24 protein-coding genes are annotated in these 23533 nt (G+C 39.4%); 18 read left to right on the forward strand and 6 right to left on the reverse strand.

The genetic code is table 11. From position 1 onward, the window contains the following. From IV514_RS14135 to glmS, 15 genes are all read left to right on the forward strand, one after another. A complete protein-coding gene (locus tag IV514_RS14135; protein ID WP_346776934.1) occupies positions 1-408 on the forward strand; it encodes an ATP synthase subunit I in 408 nt (135 codons plus the stop codon). A 1-nt stretch (position 409) separates the two neighbouring features. Beyond that, a complete protein-coding gene (gene atpB / locus IV514_RS14140) occupies positions 410-1195 on the forward strand; it encodes a F0F1 ATP synthase subunit A (protein ID WP_206485934.1) in 786 nt (261 codons plus the stop codon). A 113-nt stretch (positions 1196-1308) separates the two neighbouring features. Then, positions 1309-1533, forward strand: coding sequence for a F0F1 ATP synthase subunit C (gene atpE, locus IV514_RS14145; protein ID WP_206485935.1), 225 nt, complete (start codon positions 1309-1311; stop codon positions 1531-1533). Positions 1534-1576: 43 nt separating this feature from the next. Beyond that, on the forward strand, positions 1577-2047 hold the full coding sequence (gene atpF, locus IV514_RS14150; RefSeq protein ID WP_206485936.1) for a F0F1 ATP synthase subunit B: 471 nt from the start codon (positions 1577-1579) through the stop codon (positions 2045-2047). 14 nt (positions 2048-2061) lie between these two features. Beyond that, on the forward strand, positions 2062-2595 hold the full coding sequence (atpH, locus tag IV514_RS14155) for a F0F1 ATP synthase subunit delta (protein ID WP_206485937.1): 534 nt from the start codon (positions 2062-2064) through the stop codon (positions 2593-2595). Between the two features lie 13 nt (positions 2596-2608). After that, positions 2609-4150, forward strand: a complete 1542-nt coding sequence (atpA, locus tag IV514_RS14160) for a F0F1 ATP synthase subunit alpha (RefSeq protein WP_206485938.1) — start codon at positions 2609-2611, stop codon at positions 4148-4150. A 26-nt stretch (positions 4151-4176) separates the two neighbouring features. Then, a complete protein-coding gene (atpG, locus tag IV514_RS14165) occupies positions 4177-5037 on the forward strand; it encodes a F0F1 ATP synthase subunit gamma (RefSeq protein ID WP_206485939.1) in 861 nt (286 codons plus the stop codon). Positions 5038-5080: 43 nt separating this feature from the next. Beyond that, positions 5081-6466: a F0F1 ATP synthase subunit beta gene (gene atpD / locus IV514_RS14170; protein ID WP_206485940.1), complete on the forward strand. Its 1386-nt coding sequence runs from the start codon at positions 5081-5083 to the stop codon at positions 6464-6466. Positions 6467-6520: 54 nt separating this feature from the next. Continuing rightward, positions 6521-6943, forward strand: coding sequence for a F0F1 ATP synthase subunit epsilon (locus IV514_RS14175; protein WP_206485941.1), 423 nt, complete (start codon positions 6521-6523; stop codon positions 6941-6943). A gap of 163 nt (positions 6944-7106) precedes the next feature. Then, positions 7107-7712, forward strand: coding sequence for a chemotaxis protein (locus IV514_RS14180; RefSeq protein WP_206485942.1), 606 nt, complete (start codon positions 7107-7109; stop codon positions 7710-7712). Between the two features lie 8 nt (positions 7713-7720). Further along, entirely contained in the window at positions 7721-8458 is a 738-nt protein-coding gene (locus tag IV514_RS14185) for an MBL fold metallo-hydrolase (RefSeq protein WP_206485943.1), read from the forward strand. A 99-nt stretch (positions 8459-8557) separates the two neighbouring features. Further along, a complete protein-coding gene (glmU, locus tag IV514_RS14190) occupies positions 8558-9922 on the forward strand; it encodes a bifunctional UDP-N-acetylglucosamine diphosphorylase/glucosamine-1-phosphate N-acetyltransferase GlmU (RefSeq protein ID WP_206485944.1) in 1365 nt (454 codons plus the stop codon). Then, entirely contained in the window at positions 9922-10686 is a 765-nt protein-coding gene (locus IV514_RS14195) for a transporter substrate-binding domain-containing protein (protein ID WP_206485945.1), read from the forward strand. Before glmU ends, IV514_RS14195 begins: the two co-directional genes overlap by 1 nt. Positions 10687-10809: 123 nt before the next feature. Further along, positions 10810-11571, forward strand: a complete 762-nt coding sequence (locus tag IV514_RS14200; RefSeq protein ID WP_206485946.1) for a DeoR family transcriptional regulator — start codon at positions 10810-10812, stop codon at positions 11569-11571. A gap of 24 nt (positions 11572-11595) precedes the next feature. Continuing rightward, positions 11596-13428: a glutamine--fructose-6-phosphate transaminase (isomerizing) gene (gene glmS, locus IV514_RS14205; protein ID WP_206485947.1), complete on the forward strand. Its 1833-nt coding sequence runs from the start codon at positions 11596-11598 to the stop codon at positions 13426-13428. A 148-nt stretch (positions 13429-13576) separates the two neighbouring features. Here the strand turns inward: glmS and IV514_RS14210 are convergent, their stop codons facing one another. Continuing rightward, positions 13577-14410 carry an AraC family transcriptional regulator gene (locus IV514_RS14210; RefSeq protein ID WP_206485948.1) on the reverse strand — a complete coding sequence of 278 codons (834 nt, stop codon included), beginning with the start codon at positions 14408-14410 and terminating at the stop codon, positions 13577-13579. 131 nt (positions 14411-14541) lie between these two features. Here IV514_RS14210 and IV514_RS14215 point away from each other — a divergent pair, with 131 nt between their 5' ends. Beyond that, complete coding sequence (locus IV514_RS14215; RefSeq protein WP_206485949.1) at positions 14542-15210, forward strand: glutathione S-transferase; 669 nt, start codon at positions 14542-14544, stop codon at positions 15208-15210. A gap of 118 nt (positions 15211-15328) precedes the next feature. Here IV514_RS14215 and IV514_RS14220 read toward each other — a convergent pair whose 3' ends face one another. The 5 genes from IV514_RS14220 to IV514_RS14240 all read right to left on the reverse strand — a co-directional run bounded on the left by IV514_RS14220 (position 15329) and on the right by IV514_RS14240 (position 20688). After that, positions 15329-16393, reverse strand: a complete 1065-nt coding sequence (locus IV514_RS14220) for an ABC transporter substrate-binding protein (protein ID WP_206485950.1) — start codon at positions 16391-16393, stop codon at positions 15329-15331. Next, the gene (locus IV514_RS14225; RefSeq protein WP_206485951.1) at positions 16380-16895 is read right to left on the reverse strand and encodes an NUDIX domain-containing protein; all 516 of its coding nucleotides are present in this window, start codon (positions 16893-16895) and stop codon (positions 16380-16382) included. The genes IV514_RS14220 and IV514_RS14225 overlap by 14 nt, the downstream gene beginning before the upstream one ends. Before the next feature lie 22 nt (positions 16896-16917). Next, positions 16918-18273 (reverse strand): phosphomannomutase, encoded by a 1356-nt coding sequence (locus IV514_RS14230; protein WP_206485952.1) that lies wholly within the window; start codon positions 18271-18273, stop codon positions 16918-16920. A gap of 179 nt (positions 18274-18452) precedes the next feature. Then, positions 18453-19604, reverse strand: coding sequence for an AGE family epimerase/isomerase (locus IV514_RS14235; RefSeq protein ID WP_206485953.1), 1152 nt, complete (start codon positions 19602-19604; stop codon positions 18453-18455). Positions 19605-19692: 88 nt separating this feature from the next. Continuing rightward, positions 19693-20688 (reverse strand): LacI family DNA-binding transcriptional regulator, encoded by a 996-nt coding sequence (locus IV514_RS14240; RefSeq protein WP_206485954.1) that lies wholly within the window; start codon positions 20686-20688, stop codon positions 19693-19695. 212 nt (positions 20689-20900) lie between these two features. On the opposite strand from IV514_RS14240, the gene IV514_RS14245 reads away from it, so the two are divergent. Together IV514_RS14245 and IV514_RS14250 are read left to right on the forward strand one after the other, a co-directional pair. Beyond that, positions 20901-22319, forward strand: a complete 1419-nt coding sequence (locus IV514_RS14245) for an MFS transporter (protein WP_206485955.1) — start codon at positions 20901-20903, stop codon at positions 22317-22319. 38 nt (positions 22320-22357) lie between these two features. Further along, the gene (locus IV514_RS14250) at positions 22358-23524 is read left to right on the forward strand and encodes a glycosidase (protein WP_206485956.1); all 1167 of its coding nucleotides are present in this window, start codon (positions 22358-22360) and stop codon (positions 23522-23524) included. Positions 23525-23533 lie beyond the last annotated feature (9 nt).

Below are 23533 nucleotides of genomic sequence, written 5' to 3' on the forward strand. Positions count from 1 at the left end.
GTGATAACTTGGCAAAATAATGCGTTAACAGCAAAAGGTAGGCAAGTTGCAATAAAACAATTGCTTGCTATGTGTATTGCCGTAATAACTTTTACATTAATAACATATTTTATTTGGGGATTATCTCACGCTTATTCAACTTTAGTTGGAGGTGCTGTGGCGATAGTCCCTAATGTTGTATTTGCCTATAAAGCATTTAAATATGCAGGTGCTCGTGCTGCTAAACAAGTGATGAATTCATTTTTTAGTGGTGTGAAATTAAAATTGGGATTGACCGCGCTATTATTTGCACTAGCCTTCAAGTTTTTAGTGTTATTACCGGTACCCTTTTTTGTTGGTTTTTGTTTAGTTGTGGTTATGCCGCTACTAACACCTTTATTTTTAAACTTTAATCATTGGGAAAAATAATATGTCTTCAGCTGCTGAATTAACCAGCCAAGAATATATTAGGCACCATCTAGCTAATTTAACTGTCGGTGAAGGTTTCTGGACTGTTCATTTAGATTCTTTAGGTTGGTCTGTCTTTTTAGGTTTGCTCTTTTTAGTTATTTTCCGTTCGGTTGCTAAAAAAGCAACAACTGGAGTACCAGGCAAATTACAATGCGCGGTAGAAATGATTGTCGACTTTGTTGATGATAGCGTTAAAAGTACTTTCCATGGTAAGAATCCTTTAATTGCACCATTAAGCCTGACAATTTTTGTCTGGGTATTGTTAATGAATGCGATGGACTGGGTGCCGGTTGATTTATTACCGCACTTAATTCATTGGGTTTCTGGTATAGAGTTATCTCATATCTATATGAAACCAGTGCCAACAACTGATCCTAACATTACATTTGCATTAGCATTTGGTGTGTTCTTCTTAGTGATCTACTACTCAATCAAAGTTAAAGGTATTGGTGGATTTATTAAAGAATTAACCACACAGCCGTTTGGCCATTGGTCACTTTATCCGGTCAATTTTATCTTAGAAACCGTGACTATGTTGGCACGCCCACTATCATTAGCGTTACGTTTATTCGGTAACTTATATGCGGGTGAGTTAATTTTCTTATTAATTGCGACAATTGGTTTATTCCAGTTGCCAGTACACTTTTTATGGGCAGCATTCCATTTATTGGTAATCCCATTACAAGCGTTCATTTTCATGATGCTAACTATCGTTTATTTAAGCCTAGCGCATGAAGATCACTAACTCTTCGGGAAAGAGTTAAACGACAAAGGTCGGCCCGAAGGGTTTAGGGCAGGAAGCCCGAAGTACTATTTTACTTAAACTTTAAACTTTACTTTAAATAATCGGAGATAAATATGATTGCTATCGCAGTTGCTTTACTAATTGGCTTAGGTGCTCTAGGTACTGCTATCGGTTTTGGTCTATTAGGTGGTAAGTTCTTAGAATCTGCTGCTCGTCAACCAGAATTAGCGCCACAGCTTCAAGTTAAAATGTTCATCGTAGCGGGTCTTATTGATGCTATCGCGATGATCGGTGTTGCTATCGGTCTATACCTATTGTTCGTTGTTGGTCTTGGCTAAGAACCTGATTTTTATTTACGAACATTGATAGGAGGTACGTACAATGGATATTAATGCCACGTTAATTGGTCAATTAGTTGCTTTTGTCGTATTTGTAATTTTTTGTATGAAGTTTGTATGGCCTCCAATTGTGGGTGCCATTGAAACACGTCAGAAAACAATTGCTGACGGGTTAGCTGCTTCAGACCGTGCTGCTAAAGATCTTGAGCTTGCTCAAGAGAAAGCCACGGCGCAACTAAAAGAAGCTAAAGCGCAAGCAGCAGAAATTGTTGAAGCTGCTAAAAAGCGTGAAGCACAAATTGTTGAAGAAGCTGCAGAAAAAGCACAAGCAGAGAAAGAGAAAATCTTAGCTGCTGGTCATGCAGAAATTGAGACTGAACGTAACCAAGCGAAAGAAGAATTACGCCAACAAGTGGCGGTTCTTGCAGTAGCTGGTGCTGAGAAAATTCTCGAGCGTTCAATTGATGCCGCTGCGCACAGCGACATCTTAGATAAACTTGTAGCTGAACTTTAAGAGGGTAAAGAGCTATGTCTGAATTGACAACTGTCGCTCGTCCCTATGCTAAAGCAGCGTTTGATTTTGCTGTTGAAGCTGATGCAGTAGACAACTGGTTAACTATGCTAGTGTTTGCCGCAGAAGTTTCTCAAAACGAAACTATGGTGAACTACCTTTCGGGTGGCGCATCGGTTGAACAAGCAACGGATCTATTCCTAAAAGTTTGTGAAGACCAGCTCGACAGTAAAGGCCAGAACTTAATCAAAGTAATGGCTGAAAATCATCGTTTGTTGGTGCTACCACAGGTACTGGAACAATTCAGTGAATTAAAAGCTGAATATGAGAAAGAAATCTCTGTGGATGTTACATCTGCTGTGAAATTAAAAGCAGCACAACAAAAAGTAATAAGCGCCGCGCTTGAAAAGCGTTTGGCTAGAAAAGTAAAGCTCAATTGTGTTGTAGACGCAAACGTCGTTTCCGGCTTGTTAATCAAAGCTGGTGACATGGTAATAGATGGTTCAATACGAGGTAAATTGGACCGCTTAGCAACAACAATACAATCTTAACGGGGAATAGAGCATGCAACTGAATTCCACTGAAATCGCTGAACTGATCAAGAATAGAATTGACCAGTTTGACGTAGTTAGTGAAGCTCGTAACGAAGGTACTATCGTTTCTGTAACTGACGGTATTATTCGCATCCACGGTCTTGCAGACGTAATGCAAGGTGAGATGATCGAACTTCCTGGCAGTCGTTACGCTATCGCGTTAAACCTTGACCGTGATTCGGTAGGTGCGGTAGTTATGGGTCCTTATGCGGACCTTGCTGAAGGCGTAAAAGTTAAAGGTACTGGTCGTATTTTAGAAGTACCAGTAGGCCGTGGCTTATTAGGCCGCGTAGTAAACACCTTAGGTGAACCAATTGATGGCAAAGGCCCAATTGATAATGATGGCTTCTCTCCTGTAGAAGTTGTTGCACCAGGTGTTATCGAACGTAAATCGGTAGATGAACCAGTACAAACTGGTATTAAATCAATCGACTCAATGATTCCAATTGGTCGTGGTCAACGTGAACTTATCATCGGTGACCGCCAAGTAGGTAAATCAGCGATCGCATTAGATGCCATTATTAACCAAAAGAACACTGGTATTAAGAGTATTTATGTAGCTGTTGGTCAAAAAGCGTCAACAGTAGCAAACGTTGTTCGTTCATTAGAAGAGCACGGCGCATTAGCCAACACGATTGTTGTTGTTGCATCGGCTTCTGAAGCGGCAGCATTACAATACCTTGCTCCATATTCTGGTTGTTCAATGGGTGAATACTTCCGTGACCGCGGTGAAGATGCGTTAATTGTATATGATGATTTGTCTAAGCAAGCTGTTGCTTATCGTCAAATTTCATTGCTATTACGTCGTCCACCAGGACGTGAAGCATACCCAGGTGACGTTTTCTATCTTCACTCTCGTTTATTAGAGCGTGCCGCTCGTGTAAATGAAGCTTATGTAGAAAAATTCACTAATGGTGAAGTTAAGGGCCAAACGGGTTCATTAACTGCATTACCAATTATTGAAACGCAAGCGGGTGACGTATCAGCATTCGTACCAACAAACGTAATCTCAATTACCGATGGTCAGATCTTCTTAGAATCTAACCTATTTAACGCGGGTATTCGCCCAGCGGTAAATGCGGGTATTTCAGTATCTCGTGTTGGTGGTGCTGCACAAACGAAAATCATCAAGAAATTGGGTGGTGGTATCCGTTTAGCGTTAGCTCAATATGCCGAGCTAGCAGCGTTCGCGCAATTTGCTTCTGACCTAGATGACGCAACACGTGCTCAATTAGAACACGGTCAACGCGTAACAGAATTAATGAAGCAGAAGCAATACAGCCCACTATCAATTGCGGAAACAGCAATATCATTATTTGCTGCTGAGAAAGGTTATTTAACAGATGTTGAAATCAACAAAGTAGTTGATTTTGAAGCGGCGTTATTAACCTACGCAAACAATGAGTGTGCTGAGTTGATGGCTACAATCAACGAAAGTGGCGATTACAATAAAGACATTGAAGCAGGTTTAGCGAAAGCAATTGATACATTCAAAGCTACGCAAACTTGGTAATTAGTTAACTTTCGGAGAGAATAGTCATGTCCGGCGCTAAAGAGATAAAATCGAAGATTGGAAGCGTACAAAATACGCAGAAAATCACCAGCGCGATGGAAATGGTTGCAGCCAGTAAGATGCGCAGAGCGCAAGAATCTATGGCTGCCTCTCGTCCATACGCTGAAAATATGCGAAATGTGATCGGTCACATCGCGCTTGGTAACTTAGAATATCGCCATCCTTATTTGGAAGAGCGTGAAGTTAAGCGCGTAGGCTATATCGTTGTCTCTACTGATCGTGGATTATGTGGTGGTTTAAATATTAATTTATTTAAACAGGTGCTTGCTGATGCTGGTAAATGGCAAGAGCAAGGTGCTGATGTTGAGTTTGGTGTTGTTGGTTCAAAAGCGACTGCTTTTTTCAACAACATGGGCGCTAATGTAACATCACAAATTTCAGGGTTGGGTGATAGCCCTTCAGTAACAGACCTTATCGGTAGTGTTAAGGTGATGCTGAATGCCTATGACAATGGTGACATTGATAAGCTGTTCATTGTGTATAACAAGTTTGTTAACACCATGACGCAAGAGCCGACCATCGATCAACTTTTACCTTTACCTAAGTCAGACGATGACGCAATACAACATCGTTGGGATTATTTGTATGAACCTGATGCACAAGCATTGCTTGATCAATTATTGGTTCGTTACACAGAGTCTCAAGTATATCAAGGTGTAGTTGAAAACCTCGCATGTGAGCAAGCAGCTCGTATGGTTGCAATGAAAGCCGCAACCGATAATGCAGGTGACTTAATCGACGATTTACAATTGGTATATAACAAAGCACGTCAGGCAAGTATCACACAAGAATTGAGTGAGATTTGTGCTGGTGCTGCAGCGGTATAGGTAAATGTTCTTGTAAAAAGAGCACAATTATAGAGGATTAAACATGAGTACAGGTAAAGTCGTCCAAATCATTGGCGCAGTTGTGGATGTAGAGTTTCCACAAGATGCTGTACCTCAGGTATATGACGCATTAAATGTAACTGAAGGTGACCTTTCAGGCTTAGTACTTGAAGTACAACAGCAATTAGGCGGTGGCGTAGTACGTGCAATCGCTATGGGTTCATCTGACGGTTTGCGTCGTGGTCTGAACGTAGTAAACACAGGTAATAACATCCAGGTGCCAGTAGGTACTGCCACTTTGGGTCGTATTATGAACGTATTGGGTGAGCCGATCGATGAAGCTGGCCCAATTGGCGAAGAAGAAAAATGGTCAATTCACCGTGAAGCACCAGCATATGCTGATCAAGCTGCTGCGAATGAATTGTTAGAAACTGGTATCAAAGTAATCGACTTAGTATGTCCATTTGCCAAAGGTGGTAAAGTTGGTCTATTCGGTGGTGCTGGTGTTGGTAAAACCGTTAACATGATGGAGCTTATCCGTAACATCGCAATCGAGCACAGTGGTTATTCTGTATTCGCTGGTGTTGGTGAGCGTACTCGTGAAGGTAACGATTTCTATCATGAAATGAACGATTCAAACGTACTTGATAAAGTTGCGTTAGTTTACGGTCAAATGAATGAGCCTCCAGGAAACCGTCTACGTGTAGCGATGACTGGTTTGACAATGGCTGAGAAATTCCGTGACGAAGGTCGTGACGTACTTTTCTTCGTTGATAACATTTATCGTTATACGCTTGCTGGTACTGAGGTATCTGCACTATTAGGTCGTATGCCATCAGCGGTAGGTTACCAACCAACACTTGCTGAAGAAATGGGTATCTTACAAGAGCGTATTACTTCAACTAAGAAAGGTTCAATCACTTCAATCCAAGCGGTATATGTACCTGCGGATGACTTGACTGACCCTAGCCCAGCAACAACCTTTGCTCACTTAGATGCAACAGTTGTACTTTCTCGTGATATCGCTGCTCAAGGTATTTACCCAGCAATCGATCCACTTGATTCAACTTCACGTCAGTTAGATCCATTAGTGATTGGTACCGAGCACTATGAAACAGCGCGTGGCGTACAATCAACATTACAACGTTACAAAGAACTAAAAGATATCATTGCTATCTTAGGTATGGACGAACTTTCTGAAGAAGATAAACAGACTGTTGACCGTGCGCGTAAGATCCAACGTTTCTTATCTCAACCGTTCTTCGTTGCAGAGGTATTCACTGGTTCTCCTGGTAAGTATGTATCACTTAAAGACACCATTGCTGGCTTTAAAGGCATTCTTGCTGGTGAATATGATGATTTACCTGAGCAAGCTTTCTACATGGTTGGTTCTATTGAAGAAGCAACTGAAAAAGCTAAAAACATGTAATGAAGGCTGGCGGCTTGTAACTCAAGTTATTTAGTCGCCTATTTGGAGGTCAACATGACATATACAAGTGTCAATCTGAATGTAGTAAGTGCGGAAGAGAGTTTATTCTCTGGTGCGATAGAATCATTACAGATCACAGGTAGCGAAGGTGAATTAGGTATTATGCCTGGTCATGCACCTTTGCTGACCTCACTAAAACCTGGTATGGCAAGAATCGTTAAGAAAGGTGGTGATGAAGAAGTCATCTACATTTCTGGCGGGATGCTAGAAGTTCAACCAAATCAGGTGACTGTGTTAGCAGATGTTGCAACACGTGGCGCTGATTTAGATGAGCAAGCCGCACAAGAAGCAAAACAACGTGCTGAAGAGCATTTAAATGCTCATGGCGACGATATTAATTATGCAGAAGCTGCCGCAGAATTAGCGAGAGCTGTTGCTAAATTACGTGTCATTCAAGCGGCGAAGAAAAAACTTTAGCCCATGCAGTAAAACAACACTAAGTTTTAGTGATTGATATTAAGCGACCATTACTATAGGTAATTGGTCGCTTTTTTATTTTAGTTTTATGAAAAAAAATTAGGCAAGTTTCTAATTTTAAACCTATTATTATTTTTGTGGAATTTAACAAAAATAAAAGGTTATGAGCGAAACTCAATATAACTATTTTGTAGCTGCAGCGGTAATAGCAGCAAAACTAGATCGAGCAACAAAGGTTGCTCAGCAATTATCATTAACTGCCAGTAATGCACGAGCAGTAGCGTTACGGGCAGGTGAAGGTGCGGCCGGTTTTAGGCCGTTAACTGATTTTATTGACCGATTAGCTGACGTCACGGTTAAATCCTCAAAACAAATCAATTTCTTAGCAGCAAGTTTAAGTAAAACAGCGGCTGAAAAATTTCGCGCAGACAGTGCCATAAGTCGATTTAATACTGTATATCAGAGAGCAAAGGACAGTGAAAACATCTCAAGTTTAGATAACAATTTTAATCGAACTAAACAACATCAAAGCCAATTGATTTTGATGTTTCAAAAACAAATTAAACAGCTGATCGACGAATTAGATGAATTAAGTGGTGAATTACGAACGGCCGTTATTTTAGCTACGTTATCACGTGTAGAAGCTTCCCAAGCGGGTGTGGCGTATCAGGAATCACTTCATAATGTGGCCAATAATGTTGAAAGTGCTGCTTCGATAATTAAAAAACATATTCAATCTTCTCAACAACTTGTTTCCTCATTGGTATAGGATGCTCGATGAAAACACAAAAAATATTTGAAAATAAAACCCATCAATGGCTAATGATGGGGCGAGATGCGGATAAGCCTGATGCAATAATTGATACTAACCAATATGCAGTAATAACTAAAAACAATGCCTTGTTGATGGATCCTGGGGGAATCGAGTTATTTTCAGCAATGTTAGCCACAGTGATCAAGCACATACCTGTTGAGCAAATTACGCATTTATTCGCCTCACATCAAGATCCTGACATTATTTCTTCACTCGGTTTATGGGATCAAGCACTCGAAGGCGCTACCTTACATTCTCCGTGGGTTTGGGAGGGCTTTATTAAACATTTTGGCATGGAAAATATCGTTTATAACCCAATCCCTGACCCTGGAAATACACTGAAGCTCGATGGCGTTGCGCTGGAGTTTATTCCTGCGCACTACCTACATTCATCGGGGAATTTTAATGTTTATGATGCTGAAGCAAAAATATTAATGTCTGGGGATATCGGGGCTGCTCTAGAATCAACAGATGCGCCATTATATGTCGAAGATTTTAATGAACATGTCAGCAAAATGAAAATGTTTCATCAGCGGTGGATGCCGTCGAATAAAGCGAAAAATGATTGGGTTGATCGGGTACGTGCATTAGATATAGACATGATGTGTCCGCAGCATGGCAGAATATTTAAAGGTGACGATGTTAAGCGTTTTCTTGATTGGTTTGAAGGCTTACAAGTTGGCCTATTGCATGATAAATAAAAATTAGTGTAGATATATAGTAATAAACAACGTTACAATTTCAGCAACACTATTGGTAGAAAATCACCAATTAAACTTGCAATAATTAATGGAATTACTATGTCTTTGTCAGTTGTTATTCTTGCGGCGGGTAAAGGTACTCGCATGCGCTCAGCCTTACCAAAAGTTTTACATACCGTGGCCGATAAACCTATGGTCAGTCATGTTATTGATGCAGCTCGATGTTTAAATGCTGAGAGTATTTATCTTGTTTACGGCTTTGGCGGAGATATATTAAAAGCCAATATTAATGGTGATGATCTGACCTTTGTTGAACAAAAAGAACAACTAGGCACAGGACATGCGGTTGATATGGCCTCTCCTTATATTAATGATAGTGACGATGTACTGGTGTTATATGGTGATGTTCCGCTAACTAAGGTCTCTACATTAGAAAGTTTGATTTCAGTAAAGCCTGAAGATGGCATGGCACTACTCACGGTGAATTTAAATGATCCGACGGGCTATGGCAGAATTATTCGCGATACTGAAAATAAGGTCACAGGTATTGTTGAGCAAAAAGATGCTAATGAAGAGCAGTTAGCCATTAGTGAAGCTAATACTGGGATTTTATTAGCTAACGGTGGTGATTTAAAACGATGGTTAGCCAACTTGTCAAATGATAATGCGCAAGGCGAGTATTATTTAACAGATATTATTGCGGCTTGTCATCATGAAGGTAAAACGATTACCACAGCTCATCCTGAGACTGAAGTAGAAGTTGAAGGTGCAAATAATCGCGTGCAATTAGCAGCGTTAGAGCGCGCATTTCAACTCCGTGAAGCCGAAGCTTTAATGCTTAATGGCGCTAGTTTACGTGATCCTAACCGTATTGATATTCGTGGTAAAATATTGATAGGTGAAGAAGTACAAATTGATGTTAACTGTATTTTTGAAGGTGAAGTTGTTCTTGCCAGTGGAGTTGCTATTGGCGCTAACTGTATCTTAAAAGATTGTACCATTGGCGAAAATGCGGTGATAAAACCTAACAGTATCATTGAAGGAGCGGTTGTTGGTGATGAATGTTCTGTTGGACCTTTTGCACGCATTCGCCCTGACTCTGTGATGAATAGAGACTCGCATATCGGCAACTTTGTTGAAATGAAAAAAACGATTTTGGGAGAAGGTAGTAAATCAGGCCACTTAACTTATCTAGGTGATACCACGGTTGGCAAAAACGTCAACATTGGTGCAGGTACTATCACTTGTAATTATGATGGCATGAATAAATCACAAACCATCATTGATGATGATGCCTTTATTGGTTCGAATAGCTCATTAGTTGCCCCTGTGTTTGTTGGCACAACAGCAACAATTGGTGCTGGTTCTGTTATTTCAAAAGATGTGGGTAATGATGAACTTGCCATTGCCAGAGGCAAACAACGCAATATTAAAGGCTGGCAACGACCTATAAAGAATAGTTAATGAAATTATGTGGTAATTACAAATATATCTTTTATCTTGCGGTGAGCTTATTTTTAAGTTCACCTTCTTATGCTACCTCTCCGCTGAAAGTATTTTCGTATGAATCAAAATTATTGCAATATCAGGAAAACAATCAATTAAAAGGGCCAAGTGCTGAAATTTTCAAGATGTTAATGGCCGAGGCTAAAATTAGCGCTAAAGTGCATTTTGTTCCTTGGTCTAGAGCCTTTAAATTAGCTAGCACACAAGCTAATACTATGATTTTTAGCATGTTACGTACCGAAGAAAGAGAAGAGCAATTTTATTGGCTACTTGCTGTAAGTGAAGCCGTTCGAGCATTTATTTCGTTAAAAAGTCGTGAAGACTTGAACATCACAAAAATGAGCCAAGCTAAAAGTAAAGTTACTGCAATTATAAGAGAATCTTATGGCTTTAAGTTATTAACAAAACGAGGTTTTGAACCAGGTAAAAACCTCTATGTAGTATCAAATATAGATACAGCTATCTCGTTGTTTATCAATGGTAAAGTAGACTTTTTATTTACAGATCCTATCGTGATAAAGCATTATTTTTTGGAAAAAGGTCAATTGTCGGAAAATTTAATAAAAAGCCATATCTTTCCAGAAACTCGCCATAAAAGTTATATTGCCATAAACAGGCAATCTGATAGTTATTTAGTCAATACCTTGCAAAAATCGGCTGAGCGAGTGAAACAACATCCGAAATATCAATATTATTATCACTTTAAACCTCTAATCGATTAAATCGATCCTACATCTAGTTTTTAACAAGGTAAAACTTGACTGATCCGACAAGAACTATTGAATATCTTGTCAAAAAAACTATAATAACTTTCGGTTTGAAATATAAAGTTGTAAATCGAAACAATGTCAAAAAGAAATACTAAACAACGACGCCATATCATCATCACTGAACTAAACAAATTAGGAGAAGTGAGTGTTGATCAGTTAGCTAAAAAGTTTGATACGTCTGAAGTAACTATTCGTAAAGATCTAGCGGCTCTTGAAAACAGTGGCCTATTGCTACGTCGATATGGCGGTGCGGTACCCTTGCCTAGTGAAATGATCGAACCCAAATGCGAGAAAGTTTCAAAACGAAAGGTAAGTATTGCTGAAAAAGCAGCGACATTGATCCGAGATCATAATCGAATAATTTTAGACAGTGGTAGCACCACATCAGCATTAGTCAAAGAGTTAAGTCATAAACAAGGCTTAGTGGTGATGACTAATTCACTTGCCATTGCGAAAGAAATCCGTTCTCTTGAAAATGAACCTACCTTATTGATGACCGGTGGCACTTGGGATTTACATTCAGAATCTTTCCAAGGCAAGGTTGCGGAAAGTGTATTGCGCTCTTATGATTTTGATCAGCTCTTTATTGGCGCGGATGGTATTGACGTTGAACGCGGTACCACTACCTTTAATGAGTTGCTTGGCTTAAGCCAAGTGATGGCAGAAGTATCGCGTGAAGTAATTGTGATGGTTGAGTCAGAAAAAATAAATCGAAAAATTCCTAATTTAGAAATTCCATGGTCACAAATTCATACCTTAATTACCGATGACGATATGCCGATGGAGTTTAGAGAAAAAATCATTGCGCAAGGCGTTAACTTAATCTGTGTAAACTAATAAGAATTCAAAAGGATAAATATTATGTGTGGTATTGTAGGAGCTGTTGCACAGCGTGATGTAGCAGACATTTTAGTAGAAGGTCTAAAGCGTTTAGAGTACCGCGGCTATGACTCAGCCGGTGTGGCATTAATTGATAATGACAAACAATTAAATCGTTCACGCCGCTTAGGCAAAGTACAAGAGTTATCAGACGCTTTATCTGCTCAACCGCTTTTCGGTGGCACCGGTATCGCACACACACGTTGGGCAACTCATGGTGCGCCCAGTGAAGTGAATGCTCACCCACACATATCTAGCGATAATATCGCCGTTGTCCACAATGGTATTATTGAAAACCATCAGGAACTTAGAGAGAAATTAACAAAACTTGGTTATCAGTTTATTTCAGAAACGGATACCGAAGTGATTGCTCATCTAGTGCATCATGAATTAAAAACAGCCGATTCATTAGTAGATGCATTTCAAAGAACGGTCGTGCAATTAGAAGGAGCTTATGGCGCAGTTGTGATGGACAGCAATGATAAAGATCGTATCGTTGTCGCTCGTTCTGGAAGCCCGTTGGTTATTGGTTATGGACTCGGAGAAAACTTTATTGCCTCTGACATGCTAGCGCTATTACCTGTAACGCGTAAGTTTTCATTTTTAGAAGAAGGTGATGTTGCAGAAGTAACTCGTTTTACGGTTAATATCTTTGATAAAGAAGGCAAAAGTGTAGAACGTGAAGCTAAAGAGCGAGAAGTAGCACAAGACAGTGGTGATAAAGGTGAATATCGCCACTACATGTTAAAAGAAACTTACGAACAACCTACCGCGATTCGTAATACTCTTGAAGGTCGTTTAATTGGCGATACGCTTGATATCAATACCTTCGGTGAAGGTGCTGATGAAATTCTGAAAGAAATTGAACATGTACAAATTATTGCTTGTGGTACAAGTTATCATTCAGGCATGGTAGCGCGTTATTGGTTAGAAGCCTTAGCTGGCGTGTCATGTAATATAGAAATAGCCAGTGAGTTCCGCTATCGCCAATCACACGTGCCTAAAAACGCCCTATTAGTGACCATATCGCAATCCGGTGAGACAGCGGATACCCTAGCCGCATTACGTTTAGCTAAAGAGCTTGGTTATCGTGCTAGCATGACCATTTGCAACGTGCAAGGTTCATCATTAGTGCGTGAATCAGATCTCGCCTTTATGACCAAGGCAGGCGCAGAAATCGGTGTAGCATCAACCAAAGCCTTTACTACGCAGCTAGTGGGCTTGTTAATGATGACCTTAGCGATAGGAAAACATCATGGCATGCCCAAAAATGTGCAAAGTGACATTGCTCAATCACTGATGACCCTACCAAATAAACTGGATGAAGTATTAGCTCTGGCAGATTCGATTGAAGCATTAGCGGAAGATTTTGCCGATAAACATCATGCTTTATTCCTTGGCCGTGGTGATCAATACCCTATCGCGATGGAAGGCGCATTAAAGTTAAAAGAAATTTCTTATATTCATGCAGAAGCGTATGCAGCGGGTGAGTTAAAACATGGTCCGTTAGCGCTAATTGATGCTGAAATGCCTGTCATCGTTGTTGCGCCTAAAAATGATTTGATCGAAAAATTGAAATCAAATGTGGAAGAAGTGCGTGCCCGTGGTGGTTTAATGTATGTGTTTGCTGATCATGATGCGCGTTTTGAAAGCGATGACACCATGACAGTGATCAACGTGCCACATTGCGATGATATTATCGCACCAATCGTTTATACCCTGCCGTTGCAACTACTTTCATACTATGTTGCTATTATTAAAGGTACTGATGTTGATCAACCGCGAAATCTTGCCAAATCAGTGACGGTCGAATAAGTCACTCTTAAGCTTTTGTTGCTGTGCACGTTAAATAATGTTCGAAACATTGTTTAATGTGCGCAACTACACATCGTCTTTAAGTCGTTTTGTTAATTTCGATGCGCCATGAATGGGTATTTTATTGCTAGTCATCAAAAGCCTAGCTTTAGTGTTTTACCCCTTGATCAAGCAACATTTTACGGTAAGCATTTGGTGGTAAGCCGAATATTCGTTTGAAGTGACGATGAAAATGACTAAGGTTAGAAAATCCTGTATCAAACGCTATAACTGATACATCATCAGAACTTGAAGCAAGCTTCTTTGCTGCGGCTTCGCACCTTATCTTTAACAAGTAATCAATTACACTGTAGCAATAATACTTTTTGAACTGTCTTGAAAGGTGGCTGCGAGACATATTAGCCTGCTCAGCAATGTGGTCAATGGTAATGTTTTCACTGAGATTTCTTTTCATCCATTGCATTGCATTAACAAGCCTTAGCTGTTTGCCATCTTGATGAATGTCGCTTATTTCCAGTCTACTTCTGTGTGTTAACAGCATTTGGACAAATATACTTTCTTGAATAGATGCGCTATAGCGGTCATTGAGGCAAGTAACTGTTTGGAGTTGTTCCGTAAGCTTCGTTAGAGAATCAACACCCGTTTCAGCATTAGATTGACATCGAGCTACTTTCAACTCTTTAAACTCAGTTAATGGAACCAAAATTTCAGTATTGTTAGGTGTTAATAATTCGCTAAACGTCTTTTGATCTATACATACAAAAAATAGGTTAGCGTCAATAGGCTCCCCATGTTGTCGATTGAGTGAGATTTTATGTGGTAGATTGGCGGGTAAAAAGAATGAATCGCCTTTAAGGCAATTGACTTCAACCTCACCTACTGAAACCTTAATTGTACCATCTAGACAAATCACAAATTCATGCAAGTTGTGTGCGTGCAACGCTATATTCTGCTTAAGTTGGACTTCTGCGCTCCACAGCATACTAGAATCCCTGTTTTTATTTTTACTAAGCACAATAGTACATATATTAAGTGTTCATGTACACGTACCACTGTTAATACTGGGTTTATAATAAACAGAGTAAGAGCATTATAGAATAGAGGGTACTTTTTATGCTAACCGTTCATCACTTAAATAATTCAAGATCACAGCGTATATTGTGGGCACTAGAGGAACTAGGAGTGAACTATGAAGTTCAGCGGTATGAGCGTGAACCTGGATCTAATTTGGCTCCCACTAGTTTGAAAGCTATTCATCCACTTGGTAAGTCACCTGTTATCACAGACCAAGATAAAACTATCGCTGAATCGGGTGCTATTATTGAGTATCTGGTGTCACAATACCCGGCGGCAGGATTAAAACCGGAACTGGGAACTGAAGCCCATCAACAATATCTTTACTGGTTGCATTTTGCTGAGGGCTCATTAATGCCTCAGTTGCTATTAAAGCTTGCTTTCGAGAAAGTTTCCAAAAAACCGATGCCATTTTTCGTGCGCTCCATAGCCAAAGGTTTAACAAAGAAAGTGATGGACGGATATGTCGGCCCTAATATCGAATCAAATATGAAATTTATCGAAGAACACCTAAAAGCACACGAATGGTTTGCAGGTGATCAACTAAGCGGCGCTGATATACAGATGAGTTTTCCTCTTGAAGCGTGTGTTGCTAAGGGATTAGATTCAACGATGTATCCTCACATCTATGCCTATGTAAAGAAAATTCATGCTCGCTCGGCGTACAAGCGAGCGTTGGAAGTTGGCGGTAGTTACGACTATGCCTAAAACAGGAACTTCTTATCAATAAACTAAACCATCTGTTATTTACTAAATAAATTAAAAAACAAATAAACAAAAATGTAGGTTAGCAGCCTTGGATATCAAATAAGTCACTAAGCCTGTTTTAAAACTCCCCTACTAGTTTATTAAGATCAAAATTATAATTATTTTTATTGGTTTCAGCTAAGCTGAATTGTCGAAAATTTACTTTGTTCCAATTTTGTGGATTGATTGTTTTGATATAAGTATCAACGTTATCTGCGGTGATTATATTGTAGGAAAGTGGTTTAGCGAGTATTTCTATGTCCACATTTAAACTATGATCATAAGCCATAATAACAGCCCAAGCAGCCTGCATATAATGTCCTGCGACGGTTGCAGTTAATTGTTTATTTTTGACTGAAATCACGGCTTCGGGTATGCCACCAATGCCACCAATATCAAAGTGATTGTGAGAGAGTTCTTTGATTTTCTTTTGGGCAGCTAATGCTAACTCATCTGATGCAGTCCAGATAACGTTAGTTTCTGGGTAACGTTTAATTAAGCCAGCAAGCTTTTGAGACGCTACTGTTGGATCCCACATTGTTTTGACCGTTTGTAAGAACACATCATTTTTAGTTATTACCTCGTGAAGGCCTTGTTCTCTGTTTGATGATAAAGCGCTATGAGCACCACTTATGCCAATGATGAAGTTGTGTTTTTCTGCTTCATTAGGGGCTCTGTCTAATAATTTTGTTGCTAATAACCTTCCTGCTTGTTTATCATCAAAAAATACTTCGCTTAGCCAGTATTTATATTTTTCGCCTGGATGTTTCAGTCTAGATATTTCGTCAAAGCCCATACTACGTTCAAGAGAAATAAAATGAATGTTAGCGCGTTCTAGTAGATTAAAGTATTGTTCTGCTTTTCCTTTATGAGGTAAGAAAATAACATAATCAGGTTTATCTTTGCTCTTTGATATTTCTTCAATTATTTTTAAGTTTTCAAAGCGGTTACCGCCGCCATATCGCACATCAAGGTTTACATTAAGTTCATCAGCAGCTTTAGTTGCTATCATGGTGGTAAAATCCCAGAATGGTCGACCAATTTTGTCTGGGTTTACTAGCACAATATTGATCGCAAAGGCTTTGATGTAAAAAAGGGTAGCCAGTAAAAACACTATGGCTTTTACGTTATTATTTTTGGTCATATACACTCTTTTTATAGTGTTGAATAGCTTGTTGAATAGAGAGAAAGGACAGTTCTTCAATTTGGAAATCAGTTATCGAAAGCCAATGAGCGCTACTTACTTCTGAGGTCTCTAATGTAATAGCAGGAGCTAATTTTATTTGAGTATAAAAGAAAGTATCTATTGTGTTGTATCTGGTGTTTTTGTATGTATAGATATTTGGGAACGAAGCTAAGTAGTGCCAATCTTGTATTTGTATGCCCAGTTCTTCATAAACTTCTCTCGATAGGGCTTGTTCTAAGGTCTCGTTTGGATCAACAAAACCTCCAGGTAGATCAAGTAAACCACGGCTTGGTGCTTTCGCCCGCTTGGTTAAAAGAATTTTATTGTCACACGCTATAATACCCGCAACTGAAGCAGCAATATTATGATAATAGAGAAAGTCACAATTGCTGCATGTCCAATAATGATTGTTGTTGAATGTAAGTTTGTCGCTTTTGCAATTTGGACAAAATTGAAACATATTTCCTCCGTAATAGCTTTTATTAAACTCTGTTAATAAAGCTAAGCAATTCACCCGTTTTTTTCTGCAGTAGTTCGATATCACCTCGGCTCTCAACATTGACCCTAAGTAATGGCTCAGTATTAGAGCATCGAACGTTAAAGCGCCAGTCAATATAATTAATACCTAAGCCATCTATTTCGTCGATGGACTCAGCGCTTTTGGCATATTCTCGATGGAGAGCTAACAGTACTTTATCAGTGTTGTCTACTTTCAAATTTATCTCGCCACTACATGGGTACGCGTTTTGACTTTCACAGACTAATGATGACAAAGGGGCTTTAGATTGCGACAGTATCTGACAAATTAACAACCAAGGTATATTGCCGTTATCGCAGTAATAAAAGTCTTTGAAATAGTGATGGGCACTCATTTCTCCACCATAAATGGCGTTTTCTGCTCGCATTCGTTCTTTAATAAAAGCATGCCCTGTTTTACTTTTAATACCGTTGCCACCATGAGTTTGAATTGTTTGTGCGGTATTCCAGTATAGGCGTGGATCGTAAACGATGTTACCGCCAGGGGTATTTTTTAGCAATTCTTTAGCAAGCAAGCCGACTAAGTAGTAGCCTTCGATAAATTCACCTTGCTCGTCGAAGAAGAAACATCGATCGAAGTCACCATCCCAAGCTACACCTAAATCAGCATTGTGTTGTTTAATGGCGCGTTGAGTGGATGAACGGTTTTCTTTTAGCAATGGGTTAGGAACACCATTAGGAAAATGACCATCAGGTTCAAAGTTAATTTTGATAAATTCAAAAGGAAGGTGACTTTCTAGTGCATTAATTATTTCTCCCGCCCCACCGTTACCGGGGTTAACTACAATCTTAAGCGGCTGCAAGTTTTTTTGATTAATGAAAGAAAGCAGTTTTTCTACATATGCTTGCTTCGGTGATTGCCACGTTAACGTGCCCTTTGCTCCTTGTCGAGGTGAATACTTTTGTTGCTCGATGCGGTGTTTGATGTCGTTTAAGCCGGTATCCCCACTAATGGGGACAGAGTTTTTACTGACCATTTTCATACCATTATAATTGGCAGGGTTATGACTAGCCGTTATACAGATACCCCCATCGGCATCAAAATGTGGCACAGCAAAATAAATTTCTTCAGTACCACATTGTCCAATATGAATAACATCAACACCTGAATCCATCAGCCCATTGGCAAGTGCTTTAGCAATTTCTGGCCCAGACAGCCTAATATCATGGCCAATTACAACCTGTTTGCATCGAAGTGATGACGCAAATGCTCGACCTATTTCATAAGCGAGTGTTGAGTTAAGCTGATCTGGCACGATGCCACGAATATCATAGGCTTTAAAGCAATCAAGTGAATACATTTGGGTCTCCATTTTAACGTGGCATTTCAGGTTATCATGAGTGATTGAAGCGCCTTAGGTATGAGAATCAGTCGTTTAAAACTAGTGATCTCAGTTTGAGGCGTAAAACAATTAAACTAATTAAGTGATAGTTGGCTTGTGCAGACATTTCAAAGCTAGCTTGCAGCATTACCGACATTCTAAGAAGCATAAGCTAGTACCTTTTGGTTCTCGATAATGACCAGTCCTGCCATCATTAAATGATAAAGCGTACTTGCTGGAGCACAGTGATTGATGATGGTGTTTGTTGAGTCTAGTTGATCAATATAACGGCCTTGTTTAGGCTCTCTAATAAAGTGTTTAAGTAACCCAGTCGTTGCTTTTTCAGCATCGGCGAAGTAATCATATTCTGAGCTTCCTTTTACTCTTGCCTGTTCTAAGCTTGCCTTGAGCCATTCTGTCATTGGCCAGCAGCGTTTTTTACCCGTTGTTGAATGATTTACGATGTTGATTTCGTCCACTAATAATTCACCTGAGATATCTAGTCCAAGTTTGATTGCGTTGTGATAAAGAGTGTCACAAATTTTATCGACAGGTGCTTGTGTGTATTTTTGGTATTGCCTTAATAACCAAACCCATTCCATCATATGCCCAGGTTCAACTACTTTCCCTTTATCGCAAGGCGCGGGTTGCCAATCATCGGTAAAGTATTCAATAAGAACTCCGTTTTTATGATCGATGAATCGCGTTTCAAAAAGGCAGTACATCTCACCTGCTTTAGCAAGCCATTTACCGTTTTTAGTAAATTTATATAGTGTGAGAAAAGCTTCAAATAAGTGCATGTGAGGGTTTTGTCGACGAAAGTTGCTACTATAATCGCCCTCACACCAACCACCAGGGTACTCTTTTAATCGAGAATCGATTTGTGTCAGTAATTCATTGGCTGCATTTAAGGCGTTTAAGTCATTGAATACGTGATAGCGCCAACCGTAGGCAAGCAATAAAAAAGCAACGTCGTAAAGGTCTTGATGGTCATTAGTAATTTGGTGGTTACAATCAAGTAAGTGAACGTAATGGTTATTAGCTTCATTGCGGGCAAATTGATTAATGTACTGCTCAAGTCCTGCAACTAGCTTAATGCCATTGTTGATCCAACCTGCTTTATGTGCAGCGGAAAATACCAGCATTTGTCTAGCTTGCACTCGTACGCGCCTATTGGCCGTTAAATCGGGCAGACCATCAGCGTTGAATTTTTCGTAGCTAGCACCGTGCTCATCTAATCCTTGGGTGCTCCAGAACGGTATTGCTTGTTCTTTAAGCCAACTCACAAAGAAAGTTAAGTTATTAGCCATGGGCTCAGTTATCCTTAAAGTTTATTGGAGTATCACTCCAATACAGATTAAATCTTACTGAACCGGTTTACTTTTATTCGAAATTTTTTTAATTTTTAGGTATTGCGCTACTTTCACGTATAACAAATTCATAAGGTAGCACGTAGTCTGTTACCGCAGGGTTTTTATCCGTTAATAGTTCGAATAATAACTCTGCAGATTTTTCACCTATTTTTTGAGCAGGTTGCGCAATCGTTGTCAGAGTCGGAGAGCAGTAACGAGAGACATTCATATCATCAAAACCTGTGATGGAAATGTCTTCTGGAACGTTAAATCCTTTATCTTTCAAGCCTTTCATTGCAGCGATAGCCATTTGGTCATTCATGCAAAAAATAGCAGTAGGTGGCTCAGCCATGCGCGCAAATACTTCTGTCGCATTTAAACCTGACCAATAATTAAAATCACCTTCAACAACGATACTCGGGTCGAATTTAATTCCTGCTTTTTCCAATGCCAACTTATAACCTTTTAAACGATCTTTGGTGTGAGGATTATCCTCTAAGCCACTGATCACGCCAATTTTTTTATGGCCTAAGCCAATCAAGTAACTTACTACTTTTTGTGCGGCCTCTACGTTGTCAATTCGTACCACAGGACCAGGCGTATTTTCACAGCTACCTGCACTAACCGAGATAATATCTTTTCTGGGTAATAGTGCATCGCCAGCTTTGTAAGGTCTTAAGTTAATAATGCCATCAGCAAGTTTAGTTTCTACCATAGCAACGAACTCTTTTTCTCGCTCTATAGAGTCCTTGGTGTCACCAAGCAGTACGCTAAACCCCTCTTTTTGGGCAACCGTCTCAATTCCTGAAATAACTCTAGCAAAGAATAAGTTCGCTATATCTGGTACTAAAACAACAATGGTATTAGATGTTTTACTACGAAATTTTTGTGACAGCATATTCGGTTTATAATTTAGCTTTTTTATCGCGGCTTCAACTTTAGCTAGGTTTTTTGGTGATACTTTATCTGGCGTACTTAACGCTTTAGAAATAGTACCGGTACTTAAACCTGCTTCTTTTGCAACATCACGAATCGTAGCCATTTATTTTTCCCTTAGCTATTACAATAATTACCTGATATATGAATCATATTGATACTATTTTCACAGGAATTTTCAGATAACACTAGCAATATTTATTTTTTAGCGTTATCTTGAATAAAAGTGAACCGGTTCATTTTGGTTCGAAAATAGATTAACATAAAAAAAATAAATTGCCACAATCAATGTAACTGAATTTTAAATGAGTGTCGGGTATGACAAACACAAAGATAACAACAACGACGAATAGACCTGATTTTAAAGAAAAAGTGGGTTATGGCTTAGGAGACTTCGCCTCTTCCATGTACTGGAAAATATTTTCCGTGTATCTAATGGTTTTCTATACCGATGTATTCGGTATTAGCGCTGCTGCGGTAGGCACCATGTTTTTGGTCACGCGTATTTGGGACACAGTGAATGATCCTATTATGGGAGTGTTATCCGACAGAGCTGAGTCAAGGTGGGGGAAATTCCGTCCGTTTCTACTTTTTGGCGCGATACCGTTTGCTGTGATTGGAGTGATCACCTTTATTACCCCCGATCTTTCAACAACGGGTAAATTGGTTTATGCCTATGTAACTTACACTTTAATGATGATGGCTTACACTTCGGTGAATGTACCCTATGCGTCATTATTAGGTGTGATATCGCCATATTCAGAGGATAGAACCTCATTGGCTTCCTACCGCATGGTATTTGCTTTTGCGGGCAGTATTTTTGCTTTTTTACTGATAGATCCTTTGATCGGATTTTTTAGTAATTTGGCGGGAGATAGCCCTGATTTACAGCAAGGCTGGACTTATACCATGGTTGTTTACGGCATAATTGCGGCGACCTTGTTTTATTTTACATTTTTGTTAACTCGCGAACGTATTTCACCACCTAAAGAGCAAAGTAAGTCGATTAAGCAAGACTTTACCAATCTTTTACATAATAAACCTTGGTTTATCTTATTAGGTGCTGCGCTATCTACATTGATATTTAATAGTATGCGTGATGGCTCTGCGGTTTATTATTTTAAATATTATTTTGAAATACAGTCGTTTGACTTTTTAGGGGTGAGCTTAGGAATTACCACGACTTATCTTGTGGTTGGGCAGGCGGCAAATATTGTTGGCGTAGTGTTAGCAAAACCTATCTCATCTGTAATAGGTAAAAAGCAAACCTTTATGTATGCCATGTTCTTAGCGGCTATTTTTAGTTGTGGACTGTATTTTATAAGTGAGCAGCAGTTCCTGATCATATTGGCGCTACAAGTTATTGTCAGTATGTGTGCCGGCATTATTTTTCCATTGCTATGGTCGATGTACGCAGATATTGCTGATTACTCAGAACACACCACAGGAAGACGAGCGACAGGGCTTATTTTTTCATCATCTTCATTCTCACAAAAAATGGGCTGGACACTTGGCGGTGCTATTACCGGTTGGTCTTTAGCGCTATTCGGTTATGAAGCGAATGTTGAGCAAAGTGAGCAAGCTAAAGAAGGTTTGAGGTTAATGATCAGCTTCTTACCTGCTATTGGCGCGTTAATTTCAGGTCTTTTTATTATTTTCTACAAGCTAACGGATGACGTTGTTTTTGATATAAACAAGCAGCTAAATGTGAAGCGAGCTACCAATACGCCATCTTAATTATTAAGTAATTATATATAAATTTCTAAGAGGAACTCATGAGTAATTTTAATGACAGGTTAAGTGCACTAAAACATGCACAAACTACGTTACTCGGGAAAAAAAATACCCCAATAGGAACTACTAATGGGATTTATCAGCGTTACACAAATCCAATTATCACACGAGAACATGTTCCTTTAAATTGGCGTTATGACTTTAATAAATCCAATAATCCATTTTGCATGGAGCGCATAGGTGTTAATGCAACTTTGAATTCTGGTGCGATCAAGTTCAATGATAAATATGTCATCGTGGTTCGTGTTGAAGGGGTAGATCGTAAATCATATTTTGCGGTTGCAGAAAGTGATAATGGTATTGATAACTTTAAGTTTTGGGACAAGCCGATCACTATGCCTGAAACCGACAGACCCGATACAAATATCTATGATATGCGTTTAACTCGACATCAAGACGGCTATATCTATGGTTTATTTTGTACAGAAAGAAAGGATGAATCTCAACCTGATAACACCAGTGCAGCTGAAGCACAGTGTGGAATTGCTCGGACGAAAGATTTAATTAATTGGGAGCGTCTGCCTGATTTGATCACTTATTCGGGACAACAACGAAATGTTGTCTTACACCCAGAATTTATTGAAGGAAAATATGCTTTATATACCCGTCCACAAGATGGTTTTATTAGTGTTGGCGGCGGAGGTGGTATTGGTTTTGGCTATTGTGAATCTATGGAATATCCAGAGATAAAAGAAGAAACCATTATTGATGAGAAGGTCTATCACACCATTACTGAAATTAAGAATGGGCAAGGCCCTGCTCCGATTAAAACTAATAAAGGTTGGTTGCATTTAGCACATGGTGTCCGTAACACCGCAGCAGGTTTGCGTTATGTTTTATATACCTTTCTCACCGATCTTAATAAGCCTTGGATGATCACCCATAAACCTGCTGGTCACTTGATTGCGCCAGAAGGAGCAGAACGTGTTGGTGATGTTTCAAATGTTGTGTTTAGTAATGGTTGGATAGCCGATGACAACGGTGATCTATTCATTTATTACGCGTCATCTGATACCCGTATGCATGTTGCAACAACGACTGTTGAACGATTGATTGATCACTGTATTCACTCGCCTGAAGACGGATTACGTTCAGCTACATCAGTGATGGCAATTAATCAGTTAATTGAAAGTAATGCTTCGCAATAAATTAAACGG

The sequence above is a fragment of the Thalassotalea sp. G2M2-11 genome, assembly GCF_017168195.1.
Lineage (GTDB): Bacteria > Pseudomonadota > Gammaproteobacteria > Enterobacterales > Alteromonadaceae > Thalassotalea_E.

Bases quoted from the DNA above. Each gene is read 5' to 3' on its own strand.
- atpB (WP_206485934.1), top strand. From the start codon at position 410: ATGTCTTCAGCTGCTGAATTAACCAGCCAAGAATATATTAGGCACCAT.
- atpE (WP_206485935.1), top strand. From the start codon at position 1,309: ATGATTGCTATCGCAGTTGCTTTACTAATTGGCTTAGGTGCTCTAGGT.
- atpF (WP_206485936.1), top strand. From the start codon at position 1,577: ATGGATATTAATGCCACGTTAATTGGTCAATTAGTTGCTTTTGTCGTA.
- atpH (WP_206485937.1), top strand. From the start codon at position 2,062: ATGTCTGAATTGACAACTGTCGCTCGTCCCTATGCTAAAGCAGCGTTT.
- atpA (WP_206485938.1), top strand. From the start codon at position 2,609: ATGCAACTGAATTCCACTGAAATCGCTGAACTGATCAAGAATAGAATT.
- atpG (WP_206485939.1), top strand. From the start codon at position 4,177: ATGTCCGGCGCTAAAGAGATAAAATCGAAGATTGGAAGCGTACAAAAT.
- atpD (WP_206485940.1), top strand. From the start codon at position 5,081: ATGAGTACAGGTAAAGTCGTCCAAATCATTGGCGCAGTTGTGGATGTA.
- IV514_RS14175 (WP_206485941.1), top strand. From the start codon at position 6,521: ATGACATATACAAGTGTCAATCTGAATGTAGTAAGTGCGGAAGAGAGT.
- IV514_RS14180 (WP_206485942.1), top strand. From the start codon at position 7,107: ATGAGCGAAACTCAATATAACTATTTTGTAGCTGCAGCGGTAATAGCA.
- IV514_RS14185 (WP_206485943.1), top strand. From the start codon at position 7,721: ATGAAAACACAAAAAATATTTGAAAATAAAACCCATCAATGGCTAATG.
- glmU (WP_206485944.1), top strand. From the start codon at position 8,558: ATGTCTTTGTCAGTTGTTATTCTTGCGGCGGGTAAAGGTACTCGCATG.
- IV514_RS14195 (WP_206485945.1), top strand. From the start codon at position 9,922: ATGAAATTATGTGGTAATTACAAATATATCTTTTATCTTGCGGTGAGC.
- IV514_RS14200 (WP_206485946.1), top strand. From the start codon at position 10,810: ATGTCAAAAAGAAATACTAAACAACGACGCCATATCATCATCACTGAA.
- glmS (WP_206485947.1), top strand. From the start codon at position 11,596: ATGTGTGGTATTGTAGGAGCTGTTGCACAGCGTGATGTAGCAGACATT.
- IV514_RS14210 (WP_206485948.1), bottom strand. From the start codon at position 14,410: ATGCTGTGGAGCGCAGAAGTCCAACTTAAGCAGAATATAGCGTTGCAC.
- IV514_RS14215 (WP_206485949.1), top strand. From the start codon at position 14,542: ATGCTAACCGTTCATCACTTAAATAATTCAAGATCACAGCGTATATTG.
- IV514_RS14220 (WP_206485950.1), bottom strand. From the start codon at position 16,393: ATGACCAAAAATAATAACGTAAAAGCCATAGTGTTTTTACTGGCTACC.
- IV514_RS14225 (WP_206485951.1), bottom strand. From the start codon at position 16,895: ATGTTTCAATTTTGTCCAAATTGCAAAAGCGACAAACTTACATTCAAC.
- IV514_RS14230 (WP_206485952.1), bottom strand. From the start codon at position 18,273: ATGTATTCACTTGATTGCTTTAAAGCCTATGATATTCGTGGCATCGTG.
- IV514_RS14235 (WP_206485953.1), bottom strand. From the start codon at position 19,604: ATGGCTAATAACTTAACTTTCTTTGTGAGTTGGCTTAAAGAACAAGCA.
- IV514_RS14240 (WP_206485954.1), bottom strand. From the start codon at position 20,688: ATGGCTACGATTCGTGATGTTGCAAAAGAAGCAGGTTTAAGTACCGGT.
- IV514_RS14245 (WP_206485955.1), top strand. From the start codon at position 20,901: ATGACAAACACAAAGATAACAACAACGACGAATAGACCTGATTTTAAA.
- IV514_RS14250 (WP_206485956.1), top strand. From the start codon at position 22,358: ATGAGTAATTTTAATGACAGGTTAAGTGCACTAAAACATGCACAAACT.